Genomic DNA, 24,860 nt, shown 5'->3' on the forward strand with positions numbered 1-24,860 from the left:
GACTGAAGAGGCACCTCCCATGGCCCGCGAATATAAAATCGAAGACTACCGCAATTTCGGTATCATGGCGCATATCGACGCCGGCAAGACGACGACCACCGAGCGCGTCCTCTACTACACGGGCAAGTCGCACAAGATCGGCGAAGTCCATGACGGCGCTGCCACCATGGACTGGATGGAGCAGGAGCAGGAACGCGGCATCACCATCACGTCCGCCGCGACCACGACCTTCTGGAAAGGTCGTGACGGCAAGATGCACCGTTTCAACATCATCGACACTCCCGGCCACGTCGACTTCACCATCGAAGTCGAGCGTTCGCTGCGCGTGCTCGACGGCGCCATTGCGCTGCTCGACGCCAATGCCGGTGTCGAGCCGCAGACGGAAACCGTCTGGCGCCAGGCCGACAAGTACCGCGTGCCGCGCATGATCTTCTGTAACAAAATGGACAAGATCGGCGCAGATTTTTATCGCTCGGTCGAAATGATCGGCTCGCGCCTCGGTGCGCAGGCCGTCGTCATGCAGCTGCCGATTGGCGCCGAGACCGAGTTCAAGGGCGTCGTCGATCTCGTCGAGATGAACGCGCTGGTCTGGCGCGACGAGACGCTGGGCGCCGCTTGGGACGTCGTCGAGATCCCGGATGACCTCAAGGCTCGTGCGGAAGAATATCGCGAGAAGATGATCGAGGCCGCCGTCGAAATGGACGAGACGGCGCTCGAGAATTACCTCGAAGGCAAGATGCCCAGCAATGACGAGATCCGCGCTCTGATCCGCAAGGGCACCATCGCGGTGAAGTTCTACCCGATGTTCTGCGGCTCGGCCTTCAAGAACAAGGGCGTGCAGCCGCTTCTCGACGCAGTCGTCGAATATCTGCCATCGCCGGCCGATGTGCCGGCTATCAAGGGTGTCGATGCAAAGACCGACGCCGAGATCGAGCGCCACGCCGACGACAGCGAGCCGCTGTCGATGCTCGCATTCAAGATCATGAACGACCCGTTCGTCGGCTCGCTCACCTTCGCCCGCATCTATTCGGGCAAGCTCACCAAGGGCATCTCGGTCGACAACACGGTGAAGGGCAAGAAGGAGCGCATCGGCCGCATGCTGCAGATGCATGCGAATTCGCGCGCTGACGTCGAAGAGGCTTTCGCCGGCGACATCGTCGCTTTGGCCGGCCTCAAGGACACGACGACTGGCGACACGCTCTGCGATCCGCTGCATCCGGTCATCCTCGAGCGCATGGAATTCCCCGATCCGGTCATCCAGATCGCGATTGAGCCGAAGACCAAGAACGACCAGGAAAAGATGGGCCTTGCGCTGCATCGCCTGGCCGCCGAGGATCCGTCCTTCCGCGTCAAGACCGACGAGGAAAGCGGTCAGACGATCATCTCTGGCATGGGCGAACTCCACCTCGACATCATCGTCGACCGCATGCGTCGCGAGTTCAAGGTCGAGGCCAATGTCGGTGCGCCGCAGGTGGCCTATCGCGAGACGATCACCCGCAGGCACGAGCAGGACTACACCCACAAGAAGCAGACCGGCGGCACCGGCCAGTTCGCCCGTGTCAAGATCCTGTTCGAACCAAATCCGGAAAGCAGCGAATTCGTGTTCGAATCCAAGATCGTCGGCGGCGCTGTGCCGAAGGAATACATCCCCGGCGTCGAAAAGGGCATCAACAGCGTCATGACCTCTGGCCCGTTCGCCGGCTTCCCGATGATCGGCGTCAAGGCGACGCTGATCGACGGCGCCTACCACGATGTCGACTCCTCGGTGCTCGCCTTCGAAATCGCCGGCCGTGCCTGCTTCCGTGAAGCGGCGCCCAAGCTTGGCGTGCAGTTGCTTGAGCCGATCATGAAGGTCGAAGTCGTGACGCCCGAAGATTACGTCGGCAGCGTCATCGGTGATCTGAACGGCCGTCGCGGTCAGATTCAAGGCCAGGAAGCGCGTGGCGTGGCGGTGGTTGTCAACGCAATGGTGCCGCTCGCCAACATGTTCAAATACGTCGACAATTTGCGCTCGATGAGCCAGGGCCGCGCGGCCTACACGATGCAGTTCGATCATTACGAGCCGGTGCCGACCGCGGTCGCTCAGGAAGTCCAGAAGAAATACGCGTAACCTGAAGGGGTTGCAGCGCTAACTTAATTCAAAGCCCGCACGGGCGAGCAGGAATGGAGACATCACATGGCAAAAGGTAAATTCGAGCGTACAAAGCCTCATGTGAACATCGGCACGATTGGCCATGTCGATCATGGCAAGACGTCGCTGACGGCGGCGATCACCAAGTATTTTGGCGAATACAAGCGCTACGACCAGATCGATGCGGCGCCCGAGGAGAAGGCACGCGGCATCACCATCTCGACGGCGCATGTCGAATACGAGACGGCCAACCGCCACTACGCCCATGTCGACTGCCCCGGCCACGCCGACTATGTGAAGAACATGATCACCGGTGCCGCGCAGATGGACGGCGCGATCCTGGTTGTGTCGGCCGCCGACGGCCCGATGCCGCAGACCCGCGAGCACATCCTGCTGGCCCGTCAGGTCGGCGTGCCGTCGATCGTGGTGTTTTTGAACAAGGTCGACCAGGTCGACGACGCCGAGCTGCTCGAGCTGGTTGAGCTCGAGGTGCGTGAGCTGCTGACCAAGAACGAGTTCCCCGGCGACGACATTCCGATCGTCAAGGGTTCGGCACTTGCCGCACTTGAAGACTCCGACAAGAAGATCGGCGAGGATTCGATCCGCGAATTGATGGCTGCGGTCGACGACTACATCCCGACGCCGGTTCGTCCGCTGGACAAGCCGTTCCTGATGCCGATCGAGGACGTGTTCTCGATCTCGGGCCGCGGCACAGTGGTGACCGGTCGCGTCGAGCGCGGCGTGGTCAAGGTCGGCGAGGAGCTTGAGATCATCGGCAGCCGTCCGACGACCAAGACGACCTGCACCGGCGTCGAGATGTTCCGCAAGCTGCTCGACCAGGGCCAGGCCGGCGACAACATCGGCGCGCTCTTGCGCGGTGTCGACCGCGAAGGTGTCGAGCGCGGCCAGGTTCTGGCCAAGCCGGGCACGGTCAAGCCGCACAAGAAGTTCGTCGCCGAAGCCTACATCCTGACCAAGGACGAGGGCGGCCGTCACACGCCGTTCTTCACCAACTACCGTCCGCAGTTCTATTTCCGCACGACCGACGTGACCGGCATCGTGTCGCTGCCGGAAGGCACCGAGATGGTGATGCCGGGCGACAACATCACCGTCGATGTCGAGCTGATCGTGCCGATCGCCATGGAAGAGAAGCTGCGCTTCGCCATCCGTGAAGGCGGCCGCACCGTCGGTGCCGGCATCGTCGTCACCATCAAAGAGTAATTTGGACTTAAACCGATCTGTCGCGGGCGCTGCCCGCGCCGCGCCAGAACAAGGAAGTGACGCATGAACGGACAGAATATCCGCATCCGCCTGAAGGCGTTTGATCACCGGGTGCTTGACGCCTCGACGCGGGAAATCGTGTCGACGGCCAAGCGCACCGGCGCCAACGTCCGCGGCCCCATTCCGCTGCCGACGCGGATCGAAAAGTTCACGGTCAACCGGTCGCCTCACGTCGACAAGAAGAGCCGCGAGCAGTTCGAGATGCGCACGCACAAGCGTCTGCTCGATATCGTCGATCCGACCCCGCAGACAGTCGACGCTTTGATGAAGCTCGATCTTGCCGCCGGTGTCGACGTCGAGATCAAGCTTTAAGAAATCAGAGGCGCGGGGCGACCCGGAACTCTGAAGGAACAAGAGGCGTGGAGGGGCGACAGCCCCGACAGGGAACTCTAAAGGAATTGAACCGATGCGTTCAGGTGTGATTGCAAAGAAGGTGGGAATGACCCGCATCTACAACGATGCCGGGGAACATGTTCCCGTCACTGTTCTCCAGATGGAGAACTGCCAGGTCGTGGCGCAGCGCACGCAGGAGAAGAACGGCTATACCGCCGTCCAGCTCGGCGTTGGCCTTGCCAAGGTGAAGAACACGTCGAAGGCGATGCGCGGCCATTTCGCGACTGCTTCCGTCGAGCCGAAGGCCAAGGTTGCCGAATTCCGTGTCTCCGCCGACAACATGATCGATGTCGGCGCCGAGATCACTGTCGATCATTTCGTCGCCGGCCAGAAGGTTGATGTGACGGGAACCACGATCGGCAAGGGTTTCCAGGGCGTTATCAAGCGGCACCACATGGGCGGCGGCCGCGCGAGCCACGGCAACTCGGTCTCGCACCGTACGCACGGCTCGACCGGCCAGCGCCAGGACCCGGGCAAGGTGTTCAAGGGCAAGCATATGGCCGGCCACATGGGCGACACCCGCGTCACCACGCAGAATGTCGAGGTCGTCTCGACCGACGCCGATCGCGGCCTGATCCTGATCCGCGGCGCGGTTCCCGGTTCGAAGGGCGCGTGGATCCTGGTCCGCGACGCGGCGAAGTTTGCGCTGCCGGCTAATGCGCCGAAGCCCGCCGCAATCCGCGCCATTGCAACCAGTGATGGCGCCAAGAACGATGCCCCGGCCACAGTAGATGCCCCGGCCACAGAGGGAGCGGAATAATGGACCTCAAGATCACAACGCTTGGCGGCAAGGACGCCGGCAAGGTGAAACTCTCCGAGGAGATTTTCGGACTTGATCCGCGCGAGGACATCCTGCAGCGCGTCGTGCGCTGGCAGCTTGCCAAGAAGCAGCAGGGCACGCACAAGACCAAGGGTCGCGCCGAGATCGCCCGCACCGGCGCCAAGATGTACAAGCAGAAGGGTACGGGCCGCGCCCGCCACCATTCGGCACGCGCTCCGCAGTTCCGCGGCGGCGGCAAGGCCCACGGCCCGGTCGTTCGCAGCCACGAGCACGACCTGCCGAAGAAGGTGCGCGCGCTGGGTCTCAAGCATGCTCTCTCGGCCAAGGCCAAGAGCGCGTCGCTCATCATCATCGACGAGTTGATGCTGACCGAGGCCAAGACCAAGGCGCTGATCGCGAATTTCGCGACGCTGGGCCTGTCCAATGCCCTGGTGATCGATGGCGCCGAGCTCGATAAGAACTTCAAGCTGGCGGCGACGAACATCCCGAACATCGACGTGCTGCCCATCCAGGGCATCAACGTCTACGACATTTTGCGCCGCGGCACGCTGGTCCTTTCGAAGGCCGCCGTCGAGGCTCTCGAGGAGCGCTTCAAATGACCGACCTTCGTCACTACGACGTGATCGTCTCGCCGGCGATCACCGAAAAGTCGACCATGGCTTCCGAGCAGAACCAGGTCGTCTTCAACGTCGCCAAGAAGGCGTCGAAGCCGGAAATCAAGGCTGCCGTCGAAGCGCTGTTCGGCGTCAAGGTGATGGCCGTGAACACGCTTGTCCGCAAGGGCAAGATCAAGCGCTTCCGCGGCACGATCGGCCGCCAGAGCGACGTCAAGAAGGCGATCGTGACGCTGGCCGACGGCCAGTCGATCGACGTCGCGACGGGTCTCTGAGCAAGACCGCGAGGACAACAAACATGGCACTGAAAAAATTCAACCCGATAACGCCGAGCACCCGCCAGCTGGTCATCGTCGATCGCTCGGGCCTCTACAAGGGCAAGCCCGTCAAGGGCTTGACAGAAGGCCTGACCAAGTCGGGCGGCCGTAACAATTACGGCCGCATCACGGCCCGCTTCATCGGCGGCGGTCACAAGCGTACGTACCGCATCATCGATTTCAAGCGCCGCAAGTTCGACATTGTCGGAACTGTCGAGCGTATCGAATACGATCCGAACCGCAGCGCCTTCATCGCGCTGATCAAGTATGACGATGGTGAGCTGTCCTACATCATCGCCCCGCAGCGCATTGCTGCCGGCGACAAGATCGTGGCCGGCGAAGCGGTCGACGTGAAGCCGGGCAATGCGATGCCACTGGCCTCGATGCCGGTCGGCACGATCGTCCACAACATCGAGCTGAAGCCGGGCAAGGGCGCCCAGGTTGCCCGTTCGGCTGGCGGTTATGCCCAGCTCGTCGGCCGTGACCAGGGCATGGCGATCCTGCGCCTGAACTCAGGCGAGCAGCGAGTCGTCCACGGCTCCTGCATGGCCACTGTCGGCGCCGTGTCCAACCCGGACCACGGCAACATCAATGACGGCAAGGCAGGCCGCACTGTGTGGCGGGGAAAACGTCCGCACAACCGCGGCGTGACGATGAACCCGGTCGACCATCCGCATGGCGGCGGCGAAGGCCGTACTTCCGGTGGCCGCCATCCGGTTTCGCCTTGGGGCAAGCCGACCAAGGGCAAGAAGACGCGGTCCAATAAGGCGACCGACAAGTTCATCCTGCGCTCGCGCCATCAGCGCAAGAGCTAAGAAGAGGTAACGCCAAGTGACTCGTTCGATTTGGAAAGGCCCCTTCATTGACGGCTACCTTCTCAAGAAGGTGGACAAGGTTCGTGAAGGTGGTCGCAATGAGGTGATCAAGATGTGGAGCCGTCGCTCCACCATCCTGCCGCAGTTCGTCGGCTTCACCTTCGGTGTCTACAACGGCCAGAAGCACGTTCCCGTTTCGGTGAACGAAGACATGGTCGGCCACAAGTTCGGTGAATTCGCTCCGACCCGGACCTATTACGGTCATGGCGCGGATAAGAAGGCGAAGAGGAAATAATCATGGGCAAGGCCAAAGCTCCGCGCAGGCTTGCTGATAACGAAGCGCGCGCCGTGTTGCGCACGATCCGTATCAGCCCGCAGAAGCTGAACCTGGTTGCCGCGTTGATCCGCGGCAAGAAGGTCGCGACAGCGCTTTCCGATCTCGAATTCTCGGCCAAGCGGATTTCCGGCACGGTCAAGAAGACGCTGGAATCGGCTATCGCCAACGCGGAAAACAACCACGACCTCGACGTCGATGCGCTGATCGTGGCGGAAGCCTATGTCGGCAAGTCGATCGTCATGAAGCGGTTCCATGCCCGTGGCCGTGGTCGCGCCAGCCGTATCGAGAAGCCGTTCTCGCACCTCACGATCGTCGTTCGTGAAGTCGAAGAAAAAGGGGAGGCCGCATAATGGGCCAGAAAATCAATCCGATCGGTCTGCGTCTCGGCATCAACCGTACCTGGGATTCGCGTTGGTTCGCCAACACCGGCGAGTACGGCCAGCTGCTGCATGAGGACATCAAGATCCGCAAGTATCTTGAGAAGGAACTCAAGCAGGCTGCGATTTCGAAGGTTGTGATCGAGCGTCCGCACAAGAAGTGCCGCGTCACCATCCATGCGGCGCGTCCGGGCCTGATCATCGGCAAGAAGGGCGCCGACATCGAGAAGCTTCGCAAGAAGCTGATGGAGATGACGAAGTCCGAGACGCATTTGAACATCGTCGAAGTGCGTAAGCCCGAGATCGACGCCACGCTGGTCGCCCAGTCAATCGCCCAGCAGCTCGAGCGCCGCATCGCGTTCCGCCGCGCCATGAAGCGCGCCGTGCAGTCGGCGATGCGCCTCGGTGCCGAAGGCATCCGCATCAACTGCGCCGGCCGTCTCGGCGGCGCCGAGATCGCGCGCATGGAATGGTACCGCGAAGGTCGCGTGCCGCTGCATACGCTGCGCGCCGACGTCGACTACGGCACGGCCGAAGCACACACCGCCTACGGCATCTGCGGCGTCAAGGTCTGGGTGTTCAAGGGCGAAATCCTCGAGCACGATCCGATGGCTTCGGAGCGCCGCGCCACCGAGGGCGATCATGCGCATGGCGGTGGTGGTGAGCGCGAACGCGGTCGCCGTCGCGAAAACGCCTGAGACAGTTGAGAATTTGGAGTTAGAACGATGCTGCAGCCAAAGCGCACAAAGTTCCGCAAGCAGTTCAAGGGCCGTATCCATGGTGCCGCCAAGGGTGGCACCAATCTGGATTTCGGTGGTTTCGGGCTGAAGGCGCTTGAGCCGAACCGCGTCACCGCGCGCGAGATCGAGGCGGCTCGCCGCGCGATCACCCGCGAGATGAAGCGCGCCGGCCGCGTCTGGATCCGTGTCTTCCCGGACGTGCCGGTGACGTCGAAGCCGACCGAAGTCCGCATGGGCAAGGGCAAGGGCGCGGTCGATTACTGGGCGGCGCGCGTCAAGCCCGGCCGCATCATGTTCGAGATCGACGGCGTCAATGAGGAAACCGCCCGTGAGGCGCTGCGTCTCGGCGCGGCCAAGCTCTCGGTCAGGACGCGCTTCGTACAGCGCATCGCAGAATAAGGACGGGCTGATCATGAAAGCCGAAGACATCCGGACCAAGACCCAGGACCAGCTGACCGACGAATTGGCCAGCCTGAAGAAGGAGCAGTTCAACCTGCGCTTCCAGAAGGCCACCGGCCAGCTCGAGAAGACCGCGCGCGTGAGGCAGGTCCGCAAGGACATTGCGCGTATCAAGACCATCGCTGCGGAAAAGTCCGCGGCTAAGAAGGCTTAAGGACGAAAACCATGCCAAAGCGCATTCTGCAGGGCACCGTCGTCAGCGACAAAAACGAGAAGACGGTTGTCGTCAAGGTCGAACGGCGCTTCACGCATCCCGTGATGAAGAAGACCGTGCGCATGACCAAGAAATACAAGGCGCACGACGAGAACAACGCCCACAAGGTTGGCGATCAGGTGTTCATCCAGGAATCGAAGCCGATTTCCAAGGACAAGCGCTGGACCGTCGTGTCTTCGGACCAGGCCTGATCAGGGCAAACGAAACGAATTTTGGACAGACCGGGGAAGGGTGAAGAACCCGTCCCGTTAGAAGAGAAGAAGGCGGCCAGTCATGATTCAGATGCAAACAAACCTCGACGTCGCGGATAATTCCGGCGCCCGTCGTGTCATGTGCATCAAGGTGCTGGGCGGCTCGAAGCGGAAATACGCTTCCGTGGGCGACATCATCGTGGTGTCGATCAAGGAAGCCATCCCGCGCGGCCGCGTCAAGAAGGGCGATGTGATGAAGGCGGTCGTGGTTCGCACGGCCAAGGACATCCGCCGCCCGGACGGCAGCGTGATCCGTTTCGACAAGAACGCGGCCGTTCTCGTCGACAACAAGAAAGAGCCGATCGGCACGCGTATCTTCGGACCGGTTCCGCGCGAACTCCGCGCCAAGAACCACATGAAGATCATCTCGCTCGCGCCTGAAGTGCTGTAAGGAGCCGGACCAATGCAGAAGATTAGAAAAGGCGACAAGGTCGTCGTGCTGGCCGGCAAGGACAAGGGCCGTTCGGGCGAAGTCCTCTCGGTGCAGCCGAAGGAAGACACCGCGCTGGTGCGCGGCGTCAACATGATCCGTCGTCACCAGAAGCAGTCCCAGTCCCAAGAGGGCGGGATCATCACCAAGGAAGCGCCGATCCAGCTGTCGAACATCGCGCTGGCCGACCCCAAGGATGGCAAGCCGACCCGTGTCGGTTTCATCTTCCAGAAGGACGGCAAGAAGGTGCGCGTCGCCAAGCGCTCGGGAGAAGTCATCAATGGCTAAGGCTCAAACCAAGCAGGCGACTGCCCAAAACACGCCGCGCCTCAAGCAGGTCTACAACGAGACCATTCGCAAGGCTCTGCAGGAGCAGTTCGGCTACGAAAACGAGATGCAGGTTCCGCGCATCGACAAGATCGTGCTGAACATGGGCGTCGGCGAAGCGACCGGCGATTCGAAGAAGCCTTCGATCGCGGCGGAAGATCTTGCGCTGATCGCCGGCCAGAAGGCCGTCGTCACCCATGCGCGCAACTCGATTGCCGGCTTCAAGGTCCGCGAAAAGATGCCGATCGGCGCCAAGGTCACGCTGCGCAAGGAACGCATGTATGAGTTCCTCGACCGTCTCGTGAACATCGCGCTGCCGCGCGTCCGCGACTTCCGCGGGCTCAATCCGAAGAGCTTCGATGGCCGTGGCAACTATGCCATGGGCATCAAGGAACACATCGTGTTCCCGGAGATCAATTACGACAAGGTTGATCAGATCTGGGGCATGGACGTCATCGTTTGTACGACTGCGAAGACGGACGACGAAGCCAGGGCATTGCTCAAGGCCTTCAACTTCCCCTTCCGCCAGTAACGGCAGCGAGAAAAGGAAAAATCTGAAATGGCAAAGACCAGCTCAGTCGAGAAGAACAACAGGCGCCGCAAGCTTGTGGACCAGTACGCTGCCAAGCGTAAGGCCCTCAAGGCGATCATCATGGATCAGTCCAAGCCGATGGAAGAGCGCTTCCGCGCCCAGCTGAAGCTTGCGGCACTGCCGCGCAACTCGGCCAAGATCCGCATCCGCAACCGCTGCGAAGTCACCGGCCGTCCGCGTGCCTACTATCGCAAGCTCAAAGTATCGCGCATCGCGCTTCGTGATCTCGGCAATAACGGCCAGATCCCGGGCCTGGTCAAGTCGAGCTGGTAAGGAGGACATAACATGTCATTGAGCGATCCTCTCGGCGATATGCTGACCCGCATCCGCAACGCCTATGGCCGCAAGAAGTCGAGCGTTTCGACGCCGGCCTCGCGCTTGCGTACCCGCGTCCTCGACGTGCTGAAGGCGGAAGGTTATATCCGCGACTACAGCCAGACCGACTTCGACAACGGCAAGTCCGAAATCGAGATCGAACTGAAGTATTTCGACGGTGCGCCGGTCGTGCGCGAAATCGCCCGCGTCTCCAAGCCGGGCCGTCGCGTTTACGTTTCGGCGAAGTCGATCCCGCACGTCGCCAACGGCCTCGGCATCGCCATCCTTTCGACACCGAAGGGCGTGATGGCCGACCACGAAGCGCGTGAACAGAATGTCGGCGGGGAAATCCTCTGCCAGATCTTCTGATCTGGAGCGCGATCCCGAACCGTGGAATCCGGTTTTCGGACACATGTTCGAAAACAGAGACCTGAAACAAGAGAAGTGACGAGGACAACAAAATGTCTCGTATTGGAAAAAAACCCGTTTCACTGCCGCAGGGCGTGACCGCGACCGTCGACGGCCAGACCGTCACGGCGAAGGGCCCCAAGGGGGAGCTGAAGTTCGTGGTGAACGACGAAGTGCTGGTCAAAATGGAAGGCAGCGAGATCGCTGTCCAGCCACGCGACCAGACCAAGACCGCCCGCTCCAAATGGGGCATGTCGCGCACGCAGATCGTCAACATCCTGCAGGGCGTCAAGGACGGTTTCGAAAAGAAGCTCGAGATCACCGGCGTCGGCTATCGCGCCGCCATGCAGGGCAAGAACCTGCAGCTGGCGCTAGGGTTCAGCCATGACGTCGTCTACGAAACGCCCCAGGACATCACGATCACCGTGCCGAAGCCGACGGAAATCACTGTGACCGGCATCGACAAGCAGAAGGTCGGTCAGGTTGCTGCCGAGATCCGCGAATATCGCGGTCCCGAGCCCTACAAGGGAAAGGGCGTTCGTTACGCTGGCGAGAAGATCGTCCGCAAGGAAGGCAAGAAGAAGTAATTTCAACGCCGCGGGGAGCGGTCGCGGGAGGCTAGTCCTACCGCACAGGGTTGCCCCCGTTTTTTGAAGGCAAGGAACTGATATCATGGGCTCGAAAGAATCCACACAACGCCGCGCTCAGCGCGTCCGCCGCCAGATCAAGAAGGTCGCGGGCGAGCGTCCGCGGCTGTCGGTACACCGCACGTCGAAGAACATCTACGTCCAGGTGATCGACGACGCCAAGGGCCACACCATCGCTGCCGCCTCGACGCTGGAGAAGGACCTCAAGGGTTCGCTCAAGACCGGTGCCGACACTGCCGCCGCAGTGGCAATCGGCAGGCTGATTGCCGAGCGCGCTTCGAAGGCCGGCGTCAAGGAAGTCGTCTTCGACCGCGGACCGTACATCTATCACGGCCGCGTCAAGGCGCTGGCCGAGGCCGCCCGTGAAGGCGGCTTGAGCTTCTAAAGCATGATCCCGAACCGGAGGTCAGCGCAGCAAAAAGTTGCAGACTTTTCGGATAAGATCATGCGAAGGAAAAAATGAGTTTCGCCCCCGGCAACCCACAGAGGTGCCGGATATCATCATCAACCGTGCTTCCGGAAAAAAACAAGGAACAGGATATGGCACAGGAACGTAGGGATGGCGGCCGCGGCCGTGATCGCGAAGAGCGCGACGACGGCATGGTGGACAAGCTCGTCCACATCAACCGCGTCGCCAAGGTCGTCAAGGGCGGCCGGCGCTTCGGTTTTGCAGCACTCGTCGTCGTCGGCGATCAGAAGGGCCGCGTCGGCTTCGGTCACGGCAAGGCGCGCGAAGTGCCTGAGGCGATCCGCAAGGCGACCGAATCGGCCAAGCGCGACATGATCTTCGTGCCGCTGCGTTCGGGCCGTACGCTGCACCACGACGTCGAGGGGCGCTGGGGTGCCGGTCGTGTTCTGCTGCGCGCTGCCAAGCAGGGTACCGGCATCATCGCCGGCGGCCCGATGCGCGCCGTCTTCGAGACGCTCGGCATGCATGACGTGGTCGCCAAGTCGATGGGTTCGTCGAACCCGTACAACATGGTTCGCGCCACCTTCGACGCGCTGAAGAGCCAGATGCATCCCAAGGATGTGGCTGCCGCGCGCGGCATCAAGTATTCGACCCTTCAGGCCCGCCGCGGCACCGCCGTTGCGGCCGAAGAATAGTCGACGCTGACCAGGGATTTTGACCATGGCCAAGAAAGCAACCAAGACCATCACCGTCGAGCAGATCGGTTCGCCGATTCGCCGGCCGAAGGAGCAGCGCGCGACGCTGGTCGGCCTCGGCCTCAACAAGATGCACAAGCAGCGCACGCTGGAGGACACCCCCTCCGTGCGTGGCATGATCGCTGCCGTCCAGCATCTCGTCCGCGTCGTGGACGAGGGCTGAACCAGAGCGCAGGAGAACTCAGATGAAACTCAACGATCTGCGTGACAAGGACGGCGCGACGCATTCCAAGAAGCGTCTCGGCCGCGGCATCGGTTCCGGTTCGGGCAAGACCGCCGGTCGCGGCGTCAAGGGTCAGAAGGCGCGCTCCGGCGTCGCCGTCAACGGCTTCGAGGGTGGCCAGATGCCGCTCTACCGGCGCCTGCCGAAGCGTGGCTTCAACAACATCTTCGCAAAGAGCTTTGCCGTCGTGTCGCTGGCCCGCATCCAGGCCGCGCTCGATGCCAAGAAGCTCGACGCCAAGACGACTGTGACGGCCGAAGCGCTGGTCGCTGCCGGGGTCATCCGCCGCGTCAAGGACGGCGTGCGCATCCTCTCGGACGGCGACATCAAGTCGAAGCTCGCCTTCGACGTGGCCGGGGCCTCCAAGGCTGCCATCGAGAAGATCGAAAAGGCAGGCGGTTCGGTTAAGTTGCCGGAAAAGGCAGCCGCCGAGTAACGGCGATTTGAAGCGCGATCGGCAAGAGTGGGACACGTTTCGCTTTCGATTGCGCTTTGATCCGATCAATATGGCGGCCGCGTCAACGCGGCCGCTTGCATGTTTGCAGTCCGGAGCTTATCTCGTGAGCTTCGGTGACACGCGCCGCCTGAGTTGCGGGCCATCGAGCGTGACCAAGCGGAGAATCAGGCATGGCTTCGGCTGCTGAACAACTAGCCTCGAATCTGAATTTCTCGGCCTTCGCCAAGGCGGAGGATCTGAAGAAGCGCATCTGGTTCACCATCGGCGCGCTGCTCGTCTACCGCCTCGGCACCTATATCCCGCTGCCCGGCATCAATCCCGACGCTTTCGCCCAGGCCTTCTCGTCGCAGAGCAAGGGCGTGCTTGGCATGTTCAACATGTTCGCCGGCGGGGCCGTCGAGCGCATGGCGATCTTTGCCCTCGGCATCATGCCCTATATCTCCGCTTCCATCATCATGCAGCTGATGACCTCCGTCATCCCGACTCTGGAGGCGTTGAAGAAGGAAGGCGAACAGGGCCGCAAGGTTATCAACCAGTATACCCGCTACGGCACCGTGCTGTTGGCCCTGGTCCAGGCTTACGGCATTGCGGTCGGACTGGAGGGCGGCAACGGCATCGTCAGCGACCCCGGCATGTTCTTCCGCATCTCGACCGTCATCACGCTGGTCGGCGGCACCATGTTCCTGATGTGGCTCGGCGAGCAGATCACCGCCCGCGGCATCGGCAACGGCATTTCGCTGATCATCTTTTCCGGTATCGTCGCCGGCCTGCCGCAAGCCATCTCCGGTACGCTGGAACTTGGCCGCACCGGCGCGCTGTCGACCGGCCTGATCCTGGCGATCATCGTTCTCGCCGTCGTCGTCATCGCGCTGATCGTGTTCTTCGAGCGCGCCCAGCGGCGCTTGCTGATCCAGTATCCGAAGCGCCAGGTCGGCAACCGCATGTTCCAGGGCGACACCTCGCACCTGCCGCTCAAGCTTAACACGGCTGGCGTCATTCCGCCGATCTTCGCCTCTTCGCTGCTGTTGCTGCCGGCGACGGTCGCCGGCTTCTCGCAGACGACCGACATGCCAGCCTGGGCCAGCACCGTCCTGGCGGCACTCGGCCATGGCCAGCCGCTCTACATGGCGTTCTATGCGGCGATGATCGTGTTTTTCGCCTTCTTCTATACGGCGATCGTCTTCAACCCGAAGGACACCGCCGACCAGCTCAAGAAGCATTCGGGTTTCATTCCGGGCTACCGTCCGGGCGAGCGCACCGCCGATTACATCGACTATGTTCTCACCCGCATCACCGTCGTCGGCGCCATTTATCTGGTGCTGGTGTGTCTGCTGCCCGAGTTCCTGATTTCAGCGACTGGCGTACCATTCTACCTCGGTGGCACATCGCTTCTGATCGTGGTCAGTGTAACGCTCGATACGGTGGCGCAGATTCAGGGCCACCTGATCGCGCACCAGTATGAGGGCCTGATCAAGAAGTCGAAGCTGCGCGGGGGGAAAAAGGCCAGATGAGGTTGATATTGCTTGGACCGCCAGGGGCGGGCAAGGGGACGCAAGCACAAAGACTGGTAGAAAAATACGGCATACCCCAACTCTCCACGGGCGATATGCTGCGCGCTGCTGTCCAAGCCGGCACCGAAGTCGGCAAGCGTGCCAAGGCGGTGATGGACGCTGGCGAACTGGTCTCCGACGCCATTGTCAACGCCATCGTGGCCGAGCGTATCGATCAGGCCGATTGCGCAAAGGGTTTCATCCTTGACGGATACCCGCGAACTTTGGTGCAAGCGGACGCGGTTGAATCGATGCTCTCGGATCGCGGCCTCACTCTCGACGCTGTCATCGAACTTGTCGTCGACGACAAGGCGCTGGTTGGTCGAATCGGCAAGCGAGTCGAAGAGGCTAAGGCCGCGGGTTTGCCTGTGCGCAAGGACGACAATCCGGCGGTGTTCGAAGAGCGCCTGAAGGAGTATTACAAGAAAACGTCGCCGCTGATCGGCTACTATTATGCCAAGGGCAAGCTCAGAGGTGTCGACGGCATGGCCGATATCGATTCGGTGACGCGACAGATCGAAGTGGTGCTCGCCGCTGCCGCAAAGGGAAAATAAACGATTACGCTTGACTGGAGCGGCTCGCTGGGGTATGGCGGCCCGTCTTCCTATCAGGCATGAGGCTTGCTTGCCCGCAAGGGCAAGGCAGCCGCTTTGAACTGGAAACTCCCGCATGGGCCGGCCTCCACCGGACGCGGGGCAACTTTGATAGCGCCGGCTTGCCCGGCCCACATGGAGAAGAGAAGAACATGGCTCGTATAGCCGGCGTCAACATTCCGACCAACAAGCGCGTTGTCATTGCGCTTCAGTACATTCACGGCATTGGCAAGAACTTCGCCCAGGAGATCGTCGACAAGGTCGGCATCCCGGCCGAGCGCCGCGTCAACCAGCTGACCGACGCGGAAGTGCTGCAGATCCGCGAGACGATCGACCGCGACTATCAGGTCGAGGGCGATCTGCGCCGCGAAGTGTCGATGAACATCAAGCGGCTCATGGACCTCGGCTGCTATCGCGGCCTGCGTCATCGCCGCTCGCTGCCGGTTCGCGGCCAGCGCACGCATACCAATGCGCGCACCCGCAAGGGCCCGGCCAAGTCGATCGCCGGCAAGAAGAAGTAATTTAGGGGAATAGGGGAGTAAGGGAGTAAGGCAGTAGGGAACAGCCGCGCGTTTCCCTACTGCCTTACTGCCTTATTCCCCTACTCCCTTACGAAGGTGGAGCCGCTGGCATTACGGCGGTGTAGAGATCAACTGAAAGGACCATCATGGCCAAGGAAGCCACACGTGTTCGCCGTCGCGAACGCAAGAATATTTCGTCGGGCGTTGCCCACGTCAACTCGACCTTCAACAACACGATGATCACCATCACCGACGCGCAGGGCAATTCGATTGCCTGGTCGTCGGCGGGAGCCCAGGGCTTCAAGGGGTCTCGCAAGTCGACCCCGTTCGCTGCCCAGATGGCTGCCGAGGACGTTGCCAAGAAGGCCCAGGAACACGGGATGCGCATGCTCGAGGTCGAGGTCTGTGGGCCCGGCTCCGGTCGTGAATCGGCGCTGCGCGCGCTGCAGGCAGCCGGCTTCACCATCACCTCGATCCGTGATGTGACGCCGATCCCGCACAATGGCTGCCGCCCGCGCAAGAAGCGCCGCGTCTAAGAATTACCGAACGCCGCGCGAACGCCCAGCAGCGTTCCTCCACGGCATTCCAGGTCGCCCGCCACGATTGGATGGTGGCGGGTCAACGGAAGGAAAGCATCATGATACAGAAAAATTGGCAGGAACTGATCAAGCCGAACAAGATCGAGTTTTCGTCGAAGAAGAAGACGCTGACCACGCTGGTCGCCGAGCCGCTCGAGCGCGGCTTTGGTCTCACCCTCGGCAATGCGCTACGTCGCGTGCTTCTGTCTTCGCTGCGTGGCGCGGCAGTAACTGCCGTGCAGATCGACGGCGTTCTGCATGAATTCTCGTCCATCGCCGGCGTGCGCGAGGACGTGACCGACATCGTCTTGAACATCAAGGAAATCGCCATCCGCATGGAAGGTGACGGCCCCAAGCGCATGGTCGTGCGCAAGCAGGGACCGGGCGCTGTTCTCGCCGGCGACATCCAGACGGTCGGCGACGTCGAGATCCTCAATCCCGACCACGTCATCTGTACGCTGGACGAGGGCGCTGAAATCCGCATGGAGTTCACCGTCGATACCGGCAAGGGCTACGTTCCGGCCGACCGTAATCGTGCTGAAGACGCGCCGATCGGTCTCATCCCGGTCGACAGCCTCTACTCGCCGGTCAAGAAGGTCTCCTACAAGGTCGAGAACACCCGTGAGGGCCAGGTTCTCGACTATGACAAGCTGACCATGACGATCGACACCGACGGTTCGATCTCCGGCGAGGACGCGGTGGCTTTCGCTGCCCGCATTCTGCAGGACCAGCTTGGCCTGTTCGTCAATTTCGACGAGCCGCAGAAGGAAGTCGCCGCCGAGCAGGTGACCGAGCTTGCCTTCAACCCGGCGCTGCTCAAGAAGGTCGACGAGCTCGAGCTTTCGGTGCGTTCGGCCAACTGCCTGAAGAACGACAACATCGTCTATATCGGCGACCTGATCCAGAAGACCGAAGCCGAAATGCTGCGCACGCCGAACTTCGGCCGCAAGTCGCTGAACGAGATCAAGGAAGTCCTGGCGGCGATGGGCCTGCACCTCGGCATGGAAGTGCCGGATTGGCCGCCGGAAAACATCGAAGACCTCGCCAAGCGTTACGAAGATCAATACTAAGCTTGATCCCGAAAAGTTGCAGACTTTTCGGATAAGATCATGCGGCTAACCAACAGAGGCTGTGGCCTCTTGAACCCGGAATGAAGGAGAAGAGCCATGCGCCACGGATTTAAAGGCCGCCGGTTCGCCCGCAGCATAAGCCATCGCAAGTCGATGTTTGCCAACCTCGCCGTATCGCTCATCGAGCATGAGCAAATCCTCACCACATTGCCGAAGGCGAAGGATCTGCGTCCGATCGTCGAAAAGCTGGTGACGCTCGGCAAGCGCGGCGATCTGCATGCCCGCCGTCAGGTGATTGCCCAGATCGGCAATGAAGGCGTCGTCAAGCGCCTGTTCGACACGATCGCGCCGCGCTACGCCACCCGCAATGGCGGCTATCTGCGCATCATGAAGGCGGGCTTCCGCCACGGTGACAATGCCGCCATGGCAGTCATCGAGTTCGTCGATCGCGACACCTCGGCCAAGGGCGCCGGCGACCGTGCTCGCATCGAGGCAGAAGGCACCGACGAGGAAGCCGCAGCCGCATAAGCTTCGGTTTGCGTAAAGAGTTCAAAGGGGCCTGCGGGCCCCTTTTTGTATTCCGGAATGCGGCAGGGAACATTTGCGACCATTTCTTGGCTCAGCTCAGACCTTACCGCTCAAAATAATTCGATTTCATTGCCTTAGCCTTTCATTTTGCACAATCGTCGGGACAATGGCGCCCGACCCGGAGGATTCGGAATGCGCGTAAAACGGCTGTCTCTTGTTCTACTCTGCGCCTTGATGGCGCTGGCAATCGTGCCGGCGGCCAAGCAGGCGCTGGCTCAGGACACCAAGGCCGATCCAGGTCTGTCCGATGTGCTGACGGACATGCTGCGCGGCGCCGAAGGCGAAAATGCCACCTCCGGTCCAGACAAGCGCGTGCCGTTCGGCCGCGAGGAGGTGCAACTGTCCTTCGCGCCACTGGTCAAGCAGACGGCACCGGCCGTGGTCAATGTCTATGCCTCGCAAACGGCCAAGTTGAGGTCGCCCTTCGACGGCGATCCGTTCTTTGAAGAGTTCTTCGGCCGTTCGCAGCCGCGTGCGCAGTCCTCGCTCGGCTCCGGCGTTCTGGTCGATCCGACAGGCATAGTGGTCACCAATTTCCACCTCATCAAAGACGCCGATCAGGTCAAGGTCGCCACCGCGGACGGGCGTGAGTTCGACAGCAAGGTGCTGCTCAAGGACGAGACGCTTGACCTTGCCGTGCTCAAGATCTCCGCCGACAAGCCATTTCCGGTGGTCGCCATCGGCGATTCCGACGCGCTCGAGGTTGGCGACCTGTTGTTGGCCATCGGCAACCCCTTCGGTGTCGGCCAGACCACCACCAGCGGCATCGTTTCGGCGCTTGCCCGCAGCCACATCGGCGTTTCCGATTCAAGTTTCTTCATCCAGACCGATGCCGCGATCAACCCCGGCAACTCCGGCGGTGCTCTGATCAACATGGGTGGCCAACTGGTCGGCATTAACACGGCGATCTACAGCCGCAGCGGCGGCTCGATCGGCATCGGCTTTGCTATTCCCTCCAACATGGTTCGCGCTTTTGCCGATGCAGCCAAGGCCGGACGCGACTTCTTCGAGCGGCCCTATATCGGCGCCGAATTCGAGCGCGTGACGCCGCAGATCGCCGAATCCCTCGGCATGGAGACCTCGACCGGCGCGCTGGTTTCGACCGTCGAAGAAGCAGGGCCGGCGGCCACGGCGGGGCTCAAGCCCGGCGACGTCGTGCTGTCGCTCAACGGCACGCCGGTCGAGAGTATCGAGGCGCTGGATTACCGGATGGCGACGCTGTCGATCGGCACCAATGCCAGCTTCGGCGTCCTCAGCAAAGGCCAGCAAGCGACGATGGAGATTGCGCTGGAGCGCGCGCCGGAAGGTGCAAAACTCGCGGAAGTGACACTGCGCGGTCGCAGCCCGTTTTCCGGCGCCAAGGTTGCGGAACTGTCGCCTCGGCTCGCGCAAAGGCTCGGCATGCGCACGGATGTCAAGGGTGTTACCGTGGTCAACATCAATCGCGGTTCGCCCGCAGCCGGTTTCGGCTTCCAGCCGGGCGACATCGTTCGCGAGGTCAATGGCTTGACCATCGATACCGCCGCGACCCTGGAACAGGCAGCCATGCAAGAGACGCGCTGGTGGCGCTTTACCGTCGAGCGCGGCGGGCAGATACTGCGCCAGGTGTTGCGTTACTGAGCCCGAGCCTCGATCCTTCGGACGAGATCGCGCTCCAACGAAAAGAAGTGCATGGCCGACCTGTTCAGTGTCGATGAACCGGAAAATGCGCCGCCCGGCAGGCCGCTGGCCGACCGACTGCGCCCGAAGAACCTCGGCGAGGTCGTTGGCCAGGAGCATCTGACCGGGCCTGACGGCTCACTGACGCGGCTGATTGGCTCCGGCTCGCTCGGCTCGATGATCTTCTGGGGGCCGCCGGGGACGGGCAAGACCACGGTCGCGCGGCTGCTTGCCGGCGAAACCAGCCTTGCCTTCCAACAGATATCGGCGGTGTTTTCCGGTGTCGCCGACCTGAAGAAAGTATTCGAGGCGGCAAAGCTGCGCCGCACCAACGGCCGTCAGACGCTGCTCTTCGTCGACGAGATTCATCGCTTCAATCGGGCCCAGCAGGACAGTTTTCTGCCTGTGATGGAAGACGGCACAGTCGTGCTGGTTGGCGCCACCACCGAGAATCCTTCCTTCGAGCTGAACGCGGCGCTTCTATCCCGCGCGCGCGTGCTGGTCTTCCATTCGCTCGGCGAGGACAGCATGGCAAAACTGCTGGTGCGTGCCGAGGAGACCGAGGGCAGGGCGCTGCCGCTCGACGACGAGGCGAGGGCGATGCTCATCCGCATGAGCGATGGCGATGGCCGCGCGGCGCTGACACTGGCCGAAGAGGTCTGGCGCGCCGCGAAGTCAGGCGAGGTGTTCGGCGCCGAGGGCCTGCAGCGCATCGTCCAGCGCCGCGCGCCGATCTACGATAAGGGCCAGGACGGCCACTACAATCTGATATCGGCGCTGCATAAATCGGTGCGCGGCTCCGACCCGGACGCCGCCCTCTATTATCTCGCCCGCATGTTCGACGCCGGCGAGGATCCGCTCTATCTCGGCCGCCGGCTGGTGCGCATGGCGATGGAGGATATCGGACTGGCAGACCCGCAGGCGCTGGTCATCGCCAATGCCGCCAAGGATGCCTACGACTACCTGGGCTCGCCAGAGGGCGAGCTCGCCTTCGCCGAGGCCACCGTCTATCTCGCCAGCGCGCCCAAATCCAACGCCGTCTACACCGCCTTCAAGGCCGCCACTCAGGCGGCGAAGGAGTTCGGCTCGCTGCTGCCGCCCAAACACATCCTCAACGCGCCGACCAAGCTGATGAAAGAAGAAGATTACGGCGCCGACTACCGTTACGACCACGACGAGCCTGACGCTTTTTCCGGACAGGATTATTTTCCGGAAAAGATGGGCCGCCGCACATTCTATGATCCGCCGGAGCGCGGTTTCGAGCGTGATATCAGGAAACGGCTCGACTATTGGGCGAAGCTGCGGGGCGAGCGGCAAAAGTAGGCTCGCGCGGCCCTGCGGTCTCTTGAGACCAAGAAGGCCGGAGGTGCCTGACACCGTAGCTTGACCGGCAAGAGGGAGCATGATGTATCATCTGTTGCTTGTCTGTCTTGGCGGCGCGATCGGCGCAATGGCCCGCTTCTTCCTGTCCGGCTTCGTCGCCCGCCGGGTCGGCGAGACCTTTCCCTGGGGCACAATGGTCGTCAACGTTTCGGGGGCATTTGGGATCGGTGTCGTTGCGCATGCGGTGGCGCGCGACAGCATGCCCGCCATCTGGGCCTTTGCCGCAACCGGCGGCCTCGGCTGCTACACCACGGTTTCCTCCTTTAGCCTGCAGACGCTGGCACTGGCTCGTGAGGGCGAATGGCTGCGCGCCGGTGGCAATGTGCTGCTTTCGGTCTTTCTGAGCCTCGGTGGTGTGACGCTGGGCTTTGCCGCAGGAAGTCTGCTGATTGGCAGTGGGGCGCCATGAGCAGCCCGCGGAAGCTCCGCTCCGGCGGGACGGACACCGCCGCAGCAGAGCATGCGGCGCGCCTTATTAGCTGGCGCAAAACGAACGAAGCGGTTCGGATCTATGCGACCGTGGCCGCAGGCAGCATGATTGGCGGCGTGCTGCGGGCGCTTGCCTCGCTGACGAGCACTGCCCTGTGGGGCAATGGATTCCCATTCGGCACGCTCCTCGTGAATATTGTCGGCTCATTCCTCATCGGCTTCTACGCGACATTGACGGCGCCGGATGGCCGCGTCTTCGCCAGCCCGTTGCAGCGCCAGTTCTTCATGACCGGCTTCTGCGGTGGCCTGACAACCTTCTCCGCCTTCAGCCTTGAAACGCTCACCCTCGCGCAAAGCGGGAAGCTTATGGCTGCTGCGCTCAATATCGCGATCTCCGTGGTAACGTGGCTTGCCGCCGTCTGGCTTGGCCACATCGTTGCAGTGCGCCTCAACCGGCTGAGAGGATCCAGGCAATGAAGATACCAAGACAGGCGCAGTTGCTGCGCATATTCATCGGCGAGAACGACAGGGCAGACGGCCGTCCGCTGTATGAGGCGATTGTGCTGAAGGCCCGCGAAATGCAGATTGCCGGCGCTACCGTCCTGCGCGGGGCGATGGGGTTCGGCCATTCCAGTCGGCTTCACACCACGAAGATCCTCCGTCTGTCGGAGGATCTGCCCCTTGTGATCGAGATCGTCGATGACGAGGAAAAGATAGCCGCTTTCCTGCCCGTCCTTGAACCAATCATGACAAGTGGTTTGATCACACTGGAGAAAGTTCAGGTTCTGCAATATGGAACCGATAACGAATGATCGAGTGAGGTTGCGGGTGCCGGTGAATGCCGTTGCATGCCCCCGAAACGGCGATTGGAATTATGGCAGGCGTTGAACAGATCACGGTGGAGGCCGGCGAGGCGGGTATGCGGCTCGACCGCTGGTTCAAGACCCATTTTCCGGGGCTTGGCTTCGGCCATCTGCAAAAACTGCTGCGTTCCGGCCAGATCCGTGTCGACGGTGGCAGGGTGAAGGCTGATACCCGCGTCGAGCCGGGCCAGATGGTCCGCATCCCGCCGCTCGAAGTGGACAAGAAGGGCGAGAGCCCGCTCACCGGTCACTCGATCCGCAACCAGGGCGACGCCGACGTTCTGGCCAAGATGCTGATCCATGAAGATCCGAAAGCCTTCGTCTTCAACAAGCCTGCAGGCCTTGCCGTTCAGGGTGGCTCGGGTGTCACCCGCAATGTCGACGACATGCTGGAAGCCTGGCGCAACCAGAAAGGCGAGAAACCGCGTCTGGTGCACCGGCTCGACCGCGACACGTCAGGCGTGCTGGTCGTCGCCCGCACCAGGCTCGCCGCCATGAAGCTTGCCGAGGCGTTCCGGGCGCGTGAGACCAAGAAGACCTATTGGGCGCTGGTCAAGGGCGTGCCGCCGAAGCGCGAGGACAAGATCTCGACCTGGCTGATCAAGGAGCCGACGCCCGACGGCGACCGCGTGCGCGTCGCCAAGCATGGCGAAAAGGGCGCCGACCACGCGGTGTCCTATTACCGGATCGTTGAGCAGGCAGCGCAGACCCTGTCCTGGCTGGAGATGGAACCCTATACCGGCCGTACCCACCAGCTTCGCGTCCATGCCGCTCACATCGGCTGCCCGATCATCGGTGATCCCAAATATTTCGAGGCCGACACCAATTGGGATTTCCCCGGCGGCATGCAGAACCGCTTGCATCTGCACGCGCGCCGCATCGTCATCCCGCATCCCGACAAGGGTCTTATCGACGTCACCGCACCGATGCCGCCGCATATGCGCCAGAGCTGGAACCTGCTCGGCTTCGACGACGCCAGCGCCGAGGACTAGGTCCAGTGGGTATCGCTACCGATACACTCGACCGCCGCGACAGGGTCGACATAGCGGCCGCCGCCATCATGCTCGGACTGACGTTTTCCTGGGGGCTGAACTACGTCGCCGCCAAGATCTCCTATGCCGGCTATGTGCTCTGGTTCTGGCTGCTGCGGCGCTATCCGGCATCGGGCCTGTCGAGCTTCACCTTCCTGTCGCCGGTGTTCGGCGTGATGTGCGGCGCCATCTTCTTGAACGAGCCGCTGACCATTCGTATTTTCCTGGCACTCGGCCTCATCGCAGCCGGTCTGATCATTGTGAATCGGCCGGCCCGAAAACAGATCCCCGGATGAAAGGCTCCGGCATGCGCGATATTCTCAACGACCTCGAAGCGGGAAAGCAGCTCTCCGATCCGGATCCGGTACGCCGTGCCCAGATCCAGATGAAGACGCACCTGCCGAAACGCTTCTACAAAGCCGTCTCGGTCGCACCGGCCGAAAATGGTTTTGCCGTTCATCTCGATGGCAAGCCGGTTCGCACGCCGGGCAAAGCGCCGCTGGTGCTGCCGACCGAAAAAGCCGCCGCTCTGGTCGCTGACGAGTTCGCCGCGCAGGGTGAAACCATCGACCCCGTGGCAATGCCGGTCATGCGTCTGGTCAATACAGCCATCGACGGCGTCGCCAGCGACCCGCAGGCGGTACTGGAGGACGTCCTGCGCTTCGCCTCGTCCGATCTGCTCTGCTATCGCGCCGAGACCCCGCAAGGGCTGGTCGACCGTCAGAACGAACATTGGGATCCTATCATCGACTGGGCGCGGAGCGCGCTTGGCGCCCGCTTTCACCTCGCCGAAGGGGTGATCCATGTCGAGCAGCCGCGCGAGAGCATTGCGTTGCTCGGCGTTCATCTTGCCCAGCGTGCCGACCCGCTACGGCTGGTGGCCATCCACGTCATGACGTCGCTGACGGGATCGGCGCTGCTGGCGCTGGCCGTCGAGTTCGGCGAGATCGACGGCGACGCCGCATGGACTGCCGGCCATGTCGACGAGGACTGGCAGGCCGAGCACTGGGGACATGACGCGGAGGCTGTCGCCCGCCGTGCCCACCGCAAACGCGATTTCATGGCGGCGGTCGGTCTTCTCGAGGCGCTCAAGGGCTGACCGCAATCGCCGCCCTCATTCGTTTCGCGTAGCACATTGGAGCGACGTGCGTTCCAGTTGGACGTGCGAAGTACGCTCTAAAACTTTGAATCTATGCATCGTGCTTTCCGTAGATCGATTCCGATCTTCGGGCCGATGCATTGGACCAAAGTCATAATCCCAAAGGCGGGCTGCCTCTGGGCGGCGCTTTCTGTCATTTCTCGCGGCGATTGTTGCCCGAGTT

At 61.9% G+C, this 24,860-nt stretch carries 36 protein-coding genes and 1 pseudogene; all 37 read left to right on the top strand.

Features of this window, described 5'->3' with window-relative positions; genetic code table 11:
* Positions 1 to 19: 19 nt before the first annotated feature.
* Positions 20 to 2,110, top strand: a complete 2,091-nt coding sequence (fusA, locus tag EN807_RS21005; RefSeq protein ID WP_135936516.1) for an elongation factor G — start codon at positions 20 to 22, stop codon at positions 2,108 to 2,110.
* Positions 2,111 to 2,176: 66 nt separating this feature from the next.
* On the top strand, positions 2,177 to 3,352 hold the full coding sequence (tuf, locus tag EN807_RS21010; protein WP_135936517.1) for an elongation factor Tu: 1,176 nt from the start codon (positions 2,177 to 2,179) through the stop codon (positions 3,350 to 3,352).
* A 63-nt stretch (positions 3,353 to 3,415) separates the two neighbouring features.
* A complete protein-coding gene (gene rpsJ / locus EN807_RS21015; protein WP_006205468.1) occupies positions 3,416 to 3,724 on the top strand; it encodes a 30S ribosomal protein S10 in 309 nt (102 codons plus the stop codon).
* A 94-nt stretch (positions 3,725 to 3,818) separates the two neighbouring features.
* On the top strand, positions 3,819 to 4,565 hold the full coding sequence (rplC, locus tag EN807_RS21020) for a 50S ribosomal protein L3 (protein WP_127315881.1): 747 nt from the start codon (positions 3,819 to 3,821) through the stop codon (positions 4,563 to 4,565).
* Positions 4,565 to 5,185, top strand: coding sequence for a 50S ribosomal protein L4 (gene rplD / locus EN807_RS21025; protein WP_135936518.1), 621 nt, complete (start codon positions 4,565 to 4,567; stop codon positions 5,183 to 5,185). Before rplC ends, rplD begins: the two co-directional genes overlap by 1 nt.
* The gene (locus EN807_RS21030) at positions 5,182 to 5,475 is read left to right on the top strand and encodes a 50S ribosomal protein L23 (RefSeq protein ID WP_010909275.1); all 294 of its coding nucleotides are present in this window, start codon (positions 5,182 to 5,184) and stop codon (positions 5,473 to 5,475) included. The genes rplD and EN807_RS21030 overlap by 4 nt, the downstream gene beginning before the upstream one ends.
* 23 nt (positions 5,476 to 5,498) lie before the next feature.
* On the top strand, positions 5,499 to 6,332 hold the full coding sequence (gene rplB / locus EN807_RS21035; RefSeq protein ID WP_135936519.1) for a 50S ribosomal protein L2: 834 nt from the start codon (positions 5,499 to 5,501) through the stop codon (positions 6,330 to 6,332).
* A 16-nt stretch (positions 6,333 to 6,348) separates the two neighbouring features.
* Positions 6,349 to 6,627, top strand: a complete 279-nt coding sequence (gene rpsS / locus EN807_RS21040; protein ID WP_006205463.1) for a 30S ribosomal protein S19 — start codon at positions 6,349 to 6,351, stop codon at positions 6,625 to 6,627.
* Positions 6,628 to 6,629: 2 nt separating this feature from the next.
* A complete protein-coding gene (gene rplV, locus EN807_RS21045) occupies positions 6,630 to 7,019 on the top strand; it encodes a 50S ribosomal protein L22 (RefSeq protein WP_006205462.1) in 390 nt (129 codons plus the stop codon).
* Positions 7,019 to 7,744: a 30S ribosomal protein S3 gene (gene rpsC / locus EN807_RS21050; RefSeq protein ID WP_029352216.1), complete on the top strand. Its 726-nt coding sequence runs from the start codon at positions 7,019 to 7,021 to the stop codon at positions 7,742 to 7,744. The genes rplV and rpsC overlap by 1 nt, the downstream gene beginning before the upstream one ends.
* 27 nt (positions 7,745 to 7,771) lie before the next feature.
* Positions 7,772 to 8,185 (top strand): 50S ribosomal protein L16, encoded by a 414-nt coding sequence (rplP, locus tag EN807_RS21055; RefSeq protein WP_127315880.1) that lies wholly within the window; start codon positions 7,772 to 7,774, stop codon positions 8,183 to 8,185.
* A gap of 13 nt (positions 8,186 to 8,198) precedes the next feature.
* Complete coding sequence (gene rpmC, locus EN807_RS21060) at positions 8,199 to 8,399, top strand: 50S ribosomal protein L29 (protein ID WP_023799289.1); 201 nt, start codon at positions 8,199 to 8,201, stop codon at positions 8,397 to 8,399.
* A gap of 11 nt (positions 8,400 to 8,410) precedes the next feature.
* Positions 8,411 to 8,650: a 30S ribosomal protein S17 gene (gene rpsQ / locus EN807_RS21065; protein ID WP_023799288.1), complete on the top strand. Its 240-nt coding sequence runs from the start codon at positions 8,411 to 8,413 to the stop codon at positions 8,648 to 8,650.
* Positions 8,651 to 8,732: 82 nt separating this feature from the next.
* Positions 8,733 to 9,101 carry a 50S ribosomal protein L14 gene (gene rplN, locus EN807_RS21070; RefSeq protein WP_006205457.1) on the top strand — a complete coding sequence of 123 codons (369 nt, stop codon included), beginning with the start codon at positions 8,733 to 8,735 and terminating at the stop codon, positions 9,099 to 9,101.
* A gap of 12 nt (positions 9,102 to 9,113) precedes the next feature.
* Entirely contained in the window at positions 9,114 to 9,428 is a 315-nt protein-coding gene (gene rplX / locus EN807_RS21075; RefSeq protein ID WP_013531428.1) for a 50S ribosomal protein L24, read from the top strand.
* Positions 9,421 to 9,999, top strand: a complete 579-nt coding sequence (rplE, locus tag EN807_RS21080) for a 50S ribosomal protein L5 (protein WP_023799287.1) — start codon at positions 9,421 to 9,423, stop codon at positions 9,997 to 9,999. Before rplX ends, rplE begins: the two co-directional genes overlap by 8 nt.
* A gap of 27 nt (positions 10,000 to 10,026) precedes the next feature.
* Positions 10,027 to 10,332, top strand: a complete 306-nt coding sequence (gene rpsN, locus EN807_RS21085) for a 30S ribosomal protein S14 (RefSeq protein ID WP_029352223.1) — start codon at positions 10,027 to 10,029, stop codon at positions 10,330 to 10,332.
* 12 nt (positions 10,333 to 10,344) lie between these two features.
* The gene (gene rpsH, locus EN807_RS21090) at positions 10,345 to 10,743 is read left to right on the top strand and encodes a 30S ribosomal protein S8 (protein WP_006205453.1); all 399 of its coding nucleotides are present in this window, start codon (positions 10,345 to 10,347) and stop codon (positions 10,741 to 10,743) included.
* 92 nt (positions 10,744 to 10,835) lie between these two features.
* Positions 10,836 to 11,369 carry a 50S ribosomal protein L6 gene (gene rplF, locus EN807_RS21095; protein ID WP_023799285.1) on the top strand — a complete coding sequence of 178 codons (534 nt, stop codon included), beginning with the start codon at positions 10,836 to 10,838 and terminating at the stop codon, positions 11,367 to 11,369.
* An 85-nt stretch (positions 11,370 to 11,454) separates the two neighbouring features.
* Entirely contained in the window at positions 11,455 to 11,814 is a 360-nt protein-coding gene (gene rplR / locus EN807_RS21100; protein ID WP_135936520.1) for a 50S ribosomal protein L18, read from the top strand.
* A gap of 155 nt (positions 11,815 to 11,969) precedes the next feature.
* Positions 11,970 to 12,533, top strand: coding sequence for a 30S ribosomal protein S5 (rpsE, locus tag EN807_RS21105; RefSeq protein ID WP_006333394.1), 564 nt, complete (start codon positions 11,970 to 11,972; stop codon positions 12,531 to 12,533).
* Positions 12,534 to 12,558: 25 nt separating this feature from the next.
* On the top strand, positions 12,559 to 12,756 hold the full coding sequence (gene rpmD, locus EN807_RS21110; RefSeq protein WP_006205449.1) for a 50S ribosomal protein L30: 198 nt from the start codon (positions 12,559 to 12,561) through the stop codon (positions 12,754 to 12,756).
* 22 nt (positions 12,757 to 12,778) lie between these two features.
* Positions 12,779 to 13,252 carry a 50S ribosomal protein L15 gene (gene rplO, locus EN807_RS21115; RefSeq protein ID WP_029352230.1) on the top strand — a complete coding sequence of 158 codons (474 nt, stop codon included), beginning with the start codon at positions 12,779 to 12,781 and terminating at the stop codon, positions 13,250 to 13,252.
* Between the two features lie 191 nt (positions 13,253 to 13,443).
* Positions 13,444 to 14,784, top strand: a complete 1,341-nt coding sequence (secY, locus tag EN807_RS21120) for a preprotein translocase subunit SecY (RefSeq protein ID WP_127315876.1) — start codon at positions 13,444 to 13,446, stop codon at positions 14,782 to 14,784.
* Positions 14,781 to 15,377, top strand: a complete 597-nt coding sequence (locus EN807_RS21125; RefSeq protein ID WP_135936521.1) for an adenylate kinase — start codon at positions 14,781 to 14,783, stop codon at positions 15,375 to 15,377. Before secY ends, EN807_RS21125 begins: the two co-directional genes overlap by 4 nt.
* Before the next feature lie 191 nt (positions 15,378 to 15,568).
* Positions 15,569 to 15,937: a 30S ribosomal protein S13 gene (gene rpsM / locus EN807_RS21130; RefSeq protein WP_029352234.1), complete on the top strand. Its 369-nt coding sequence runs from the start codon at positions 15,569 to 15,571 to the stop codon at positions 15,935 to 15,937.
* 146 nt (positions 15,938 to 16,083) lie between these two features.
* Positions 16,084 to 16,473 (top strand): 30S ribosomal protein S11, encoded by a 390-nt coding sequence (rpsK, locus tag EN807_RS21135; RefSeq protein ID WP_023799279.1) that lies wholly within the window; start codon positions 16,084 to 16,086, stop codon positions 16,471 to 16,473.
* A 101-nt stretch (positions 16,474 to 16,574) separates the two neighbouring features.
* The gene (locus EN807_RS21140) at positions 16,575 to 17,585 is read left to right on the top strand and encodes a DNA-directed RNA polymerase subunit alpha (RefSeq protein WP_023799278.1); all 1,011 of its coding nucleotides are present in this window, start codon (positions 16,575 to 16,577) and stop codon (positions 17,583 to 17,585) included.
* Positions 17,586 to 17,681: 96 nt separating this feature from the next.
* Positions 17,682 to 18,113 carry a 50S ribosomal protein L17 gene (rplQ, locus tag EN807_RS21145; RefSeq protein WP_023799277.1) on the top strand — a complete coding sequence of 144 codons (432 nt, stop codon included), beginning with the start codon at positions 17,682 to 17,684 and terminating at the stop codon, positions 18,111 to 18,113.
* A 192-nt stretch (positions 18,114 to 18,305) separates the two neighbouring features.
* Positions 18,306 to 19,793: a DegQ family serine endoprotease gene (locus EN807_RS21150; protein ID WP_135936522.1), complete on the top strand. Its 1,488-nt coding sequence runs from the start codon at positions 18,306 to 18,308 to the stop codon at positions 19,791 to 19,793.
* 51 nt (positions 19,794 to 19,844) lie between these two features.
* The gene (locus tag EN807_RS21155; RefSeq protein ID WP_135936523.1) at positions 19,845 to 21,155 is read left to right on the top strand and encodes a replication-associated recombination protein A; all 1,311 of its coding nucleotides are present in this window, start codon (positions 19,845 to 19,847) and stop codon (positions 21,153 to 21,155) included.
* Positions 21,156 to 21,234: 79 nt separating this feature from the next.
* The gene (gene crcB / locus EN807_RS21160) at positions 21,235 to 21,624 is read left to right on the top strand and encodes a fluoride efflux transporter CrcB (RefSeq protein ID WP_135936524.1); all 390 of its coding nucleotides are present in this window, start codon (positions 21,235 to 21,237) and stop codon (positions 21,622 to 21,624) included.
* A 125-nt stretch (positions 21,625 to 21,749) separates the two neighbouring features.
* Entirely contained in the window at positions 21,750 to 22,121 is a 372-nt protein-coding gene (gene crcB / locus EN807_RS21165; RefSeq protein ID WP_246684255.1) for a fluoride efflux transporter CrcB, read from the top strand.
* A complete protein-coding gene (locus EN807_RS21170) occupies positions 22,118 to 22,456 on the top strand; it encodes a DUF190 domain-containing protein (RefSeq protein WP_135936526.1) in 339 nt (112 codons plus the stop codon). Before crcB (EN807_RS21165) ends, EN807_RS21170 begins: the two co-directional genes overlap by 4 nt.
* A 62-nt stretch (positions 22,457 to 22,518) precedes the next feature.
* A complete protein-coding gene (locus EN807_RS21175) occupies positions 22,519 to 23,499 on the top strand; it encodes an RluA family pseudouridine synthase (protein ID WP_135936527.1) in 981 nt (326 codons plus the stop codon).
* Between the two features lie 131 nt (positions 23,500 to 23,630).
* A pseudogene (locus EN807_RS21180) lies at positions 23,631 to 23,834 on the top strand (EamA family transporter); the annotation flags it as partial.
* 11 nt (positions 23,835 to 23,845) lie between these two features.
* Entirely contained in the window at positions 23,846 to 24,637 is a 792-nt protein-coding gene (locus EN807_RS21185) for an ATP12 family chaperone protein (protein WP_135936528.1), read from the top strand.
* Positions 24,638 to 24,860: the final 223 nt, after the last annotated feature.

Source organism: Mesorhizobium sp. M5C.F.Ca.ET.164.01.1.1, assembly GCF_004792125.1.
GTDB classification, from domain to species: Bacteria; Pseudomonadota; Alphaproteobacteria; order Rhizobiales; family Rhizobiaceae; genus Mesorhizobium; species Mesorhizobium wenxiniae.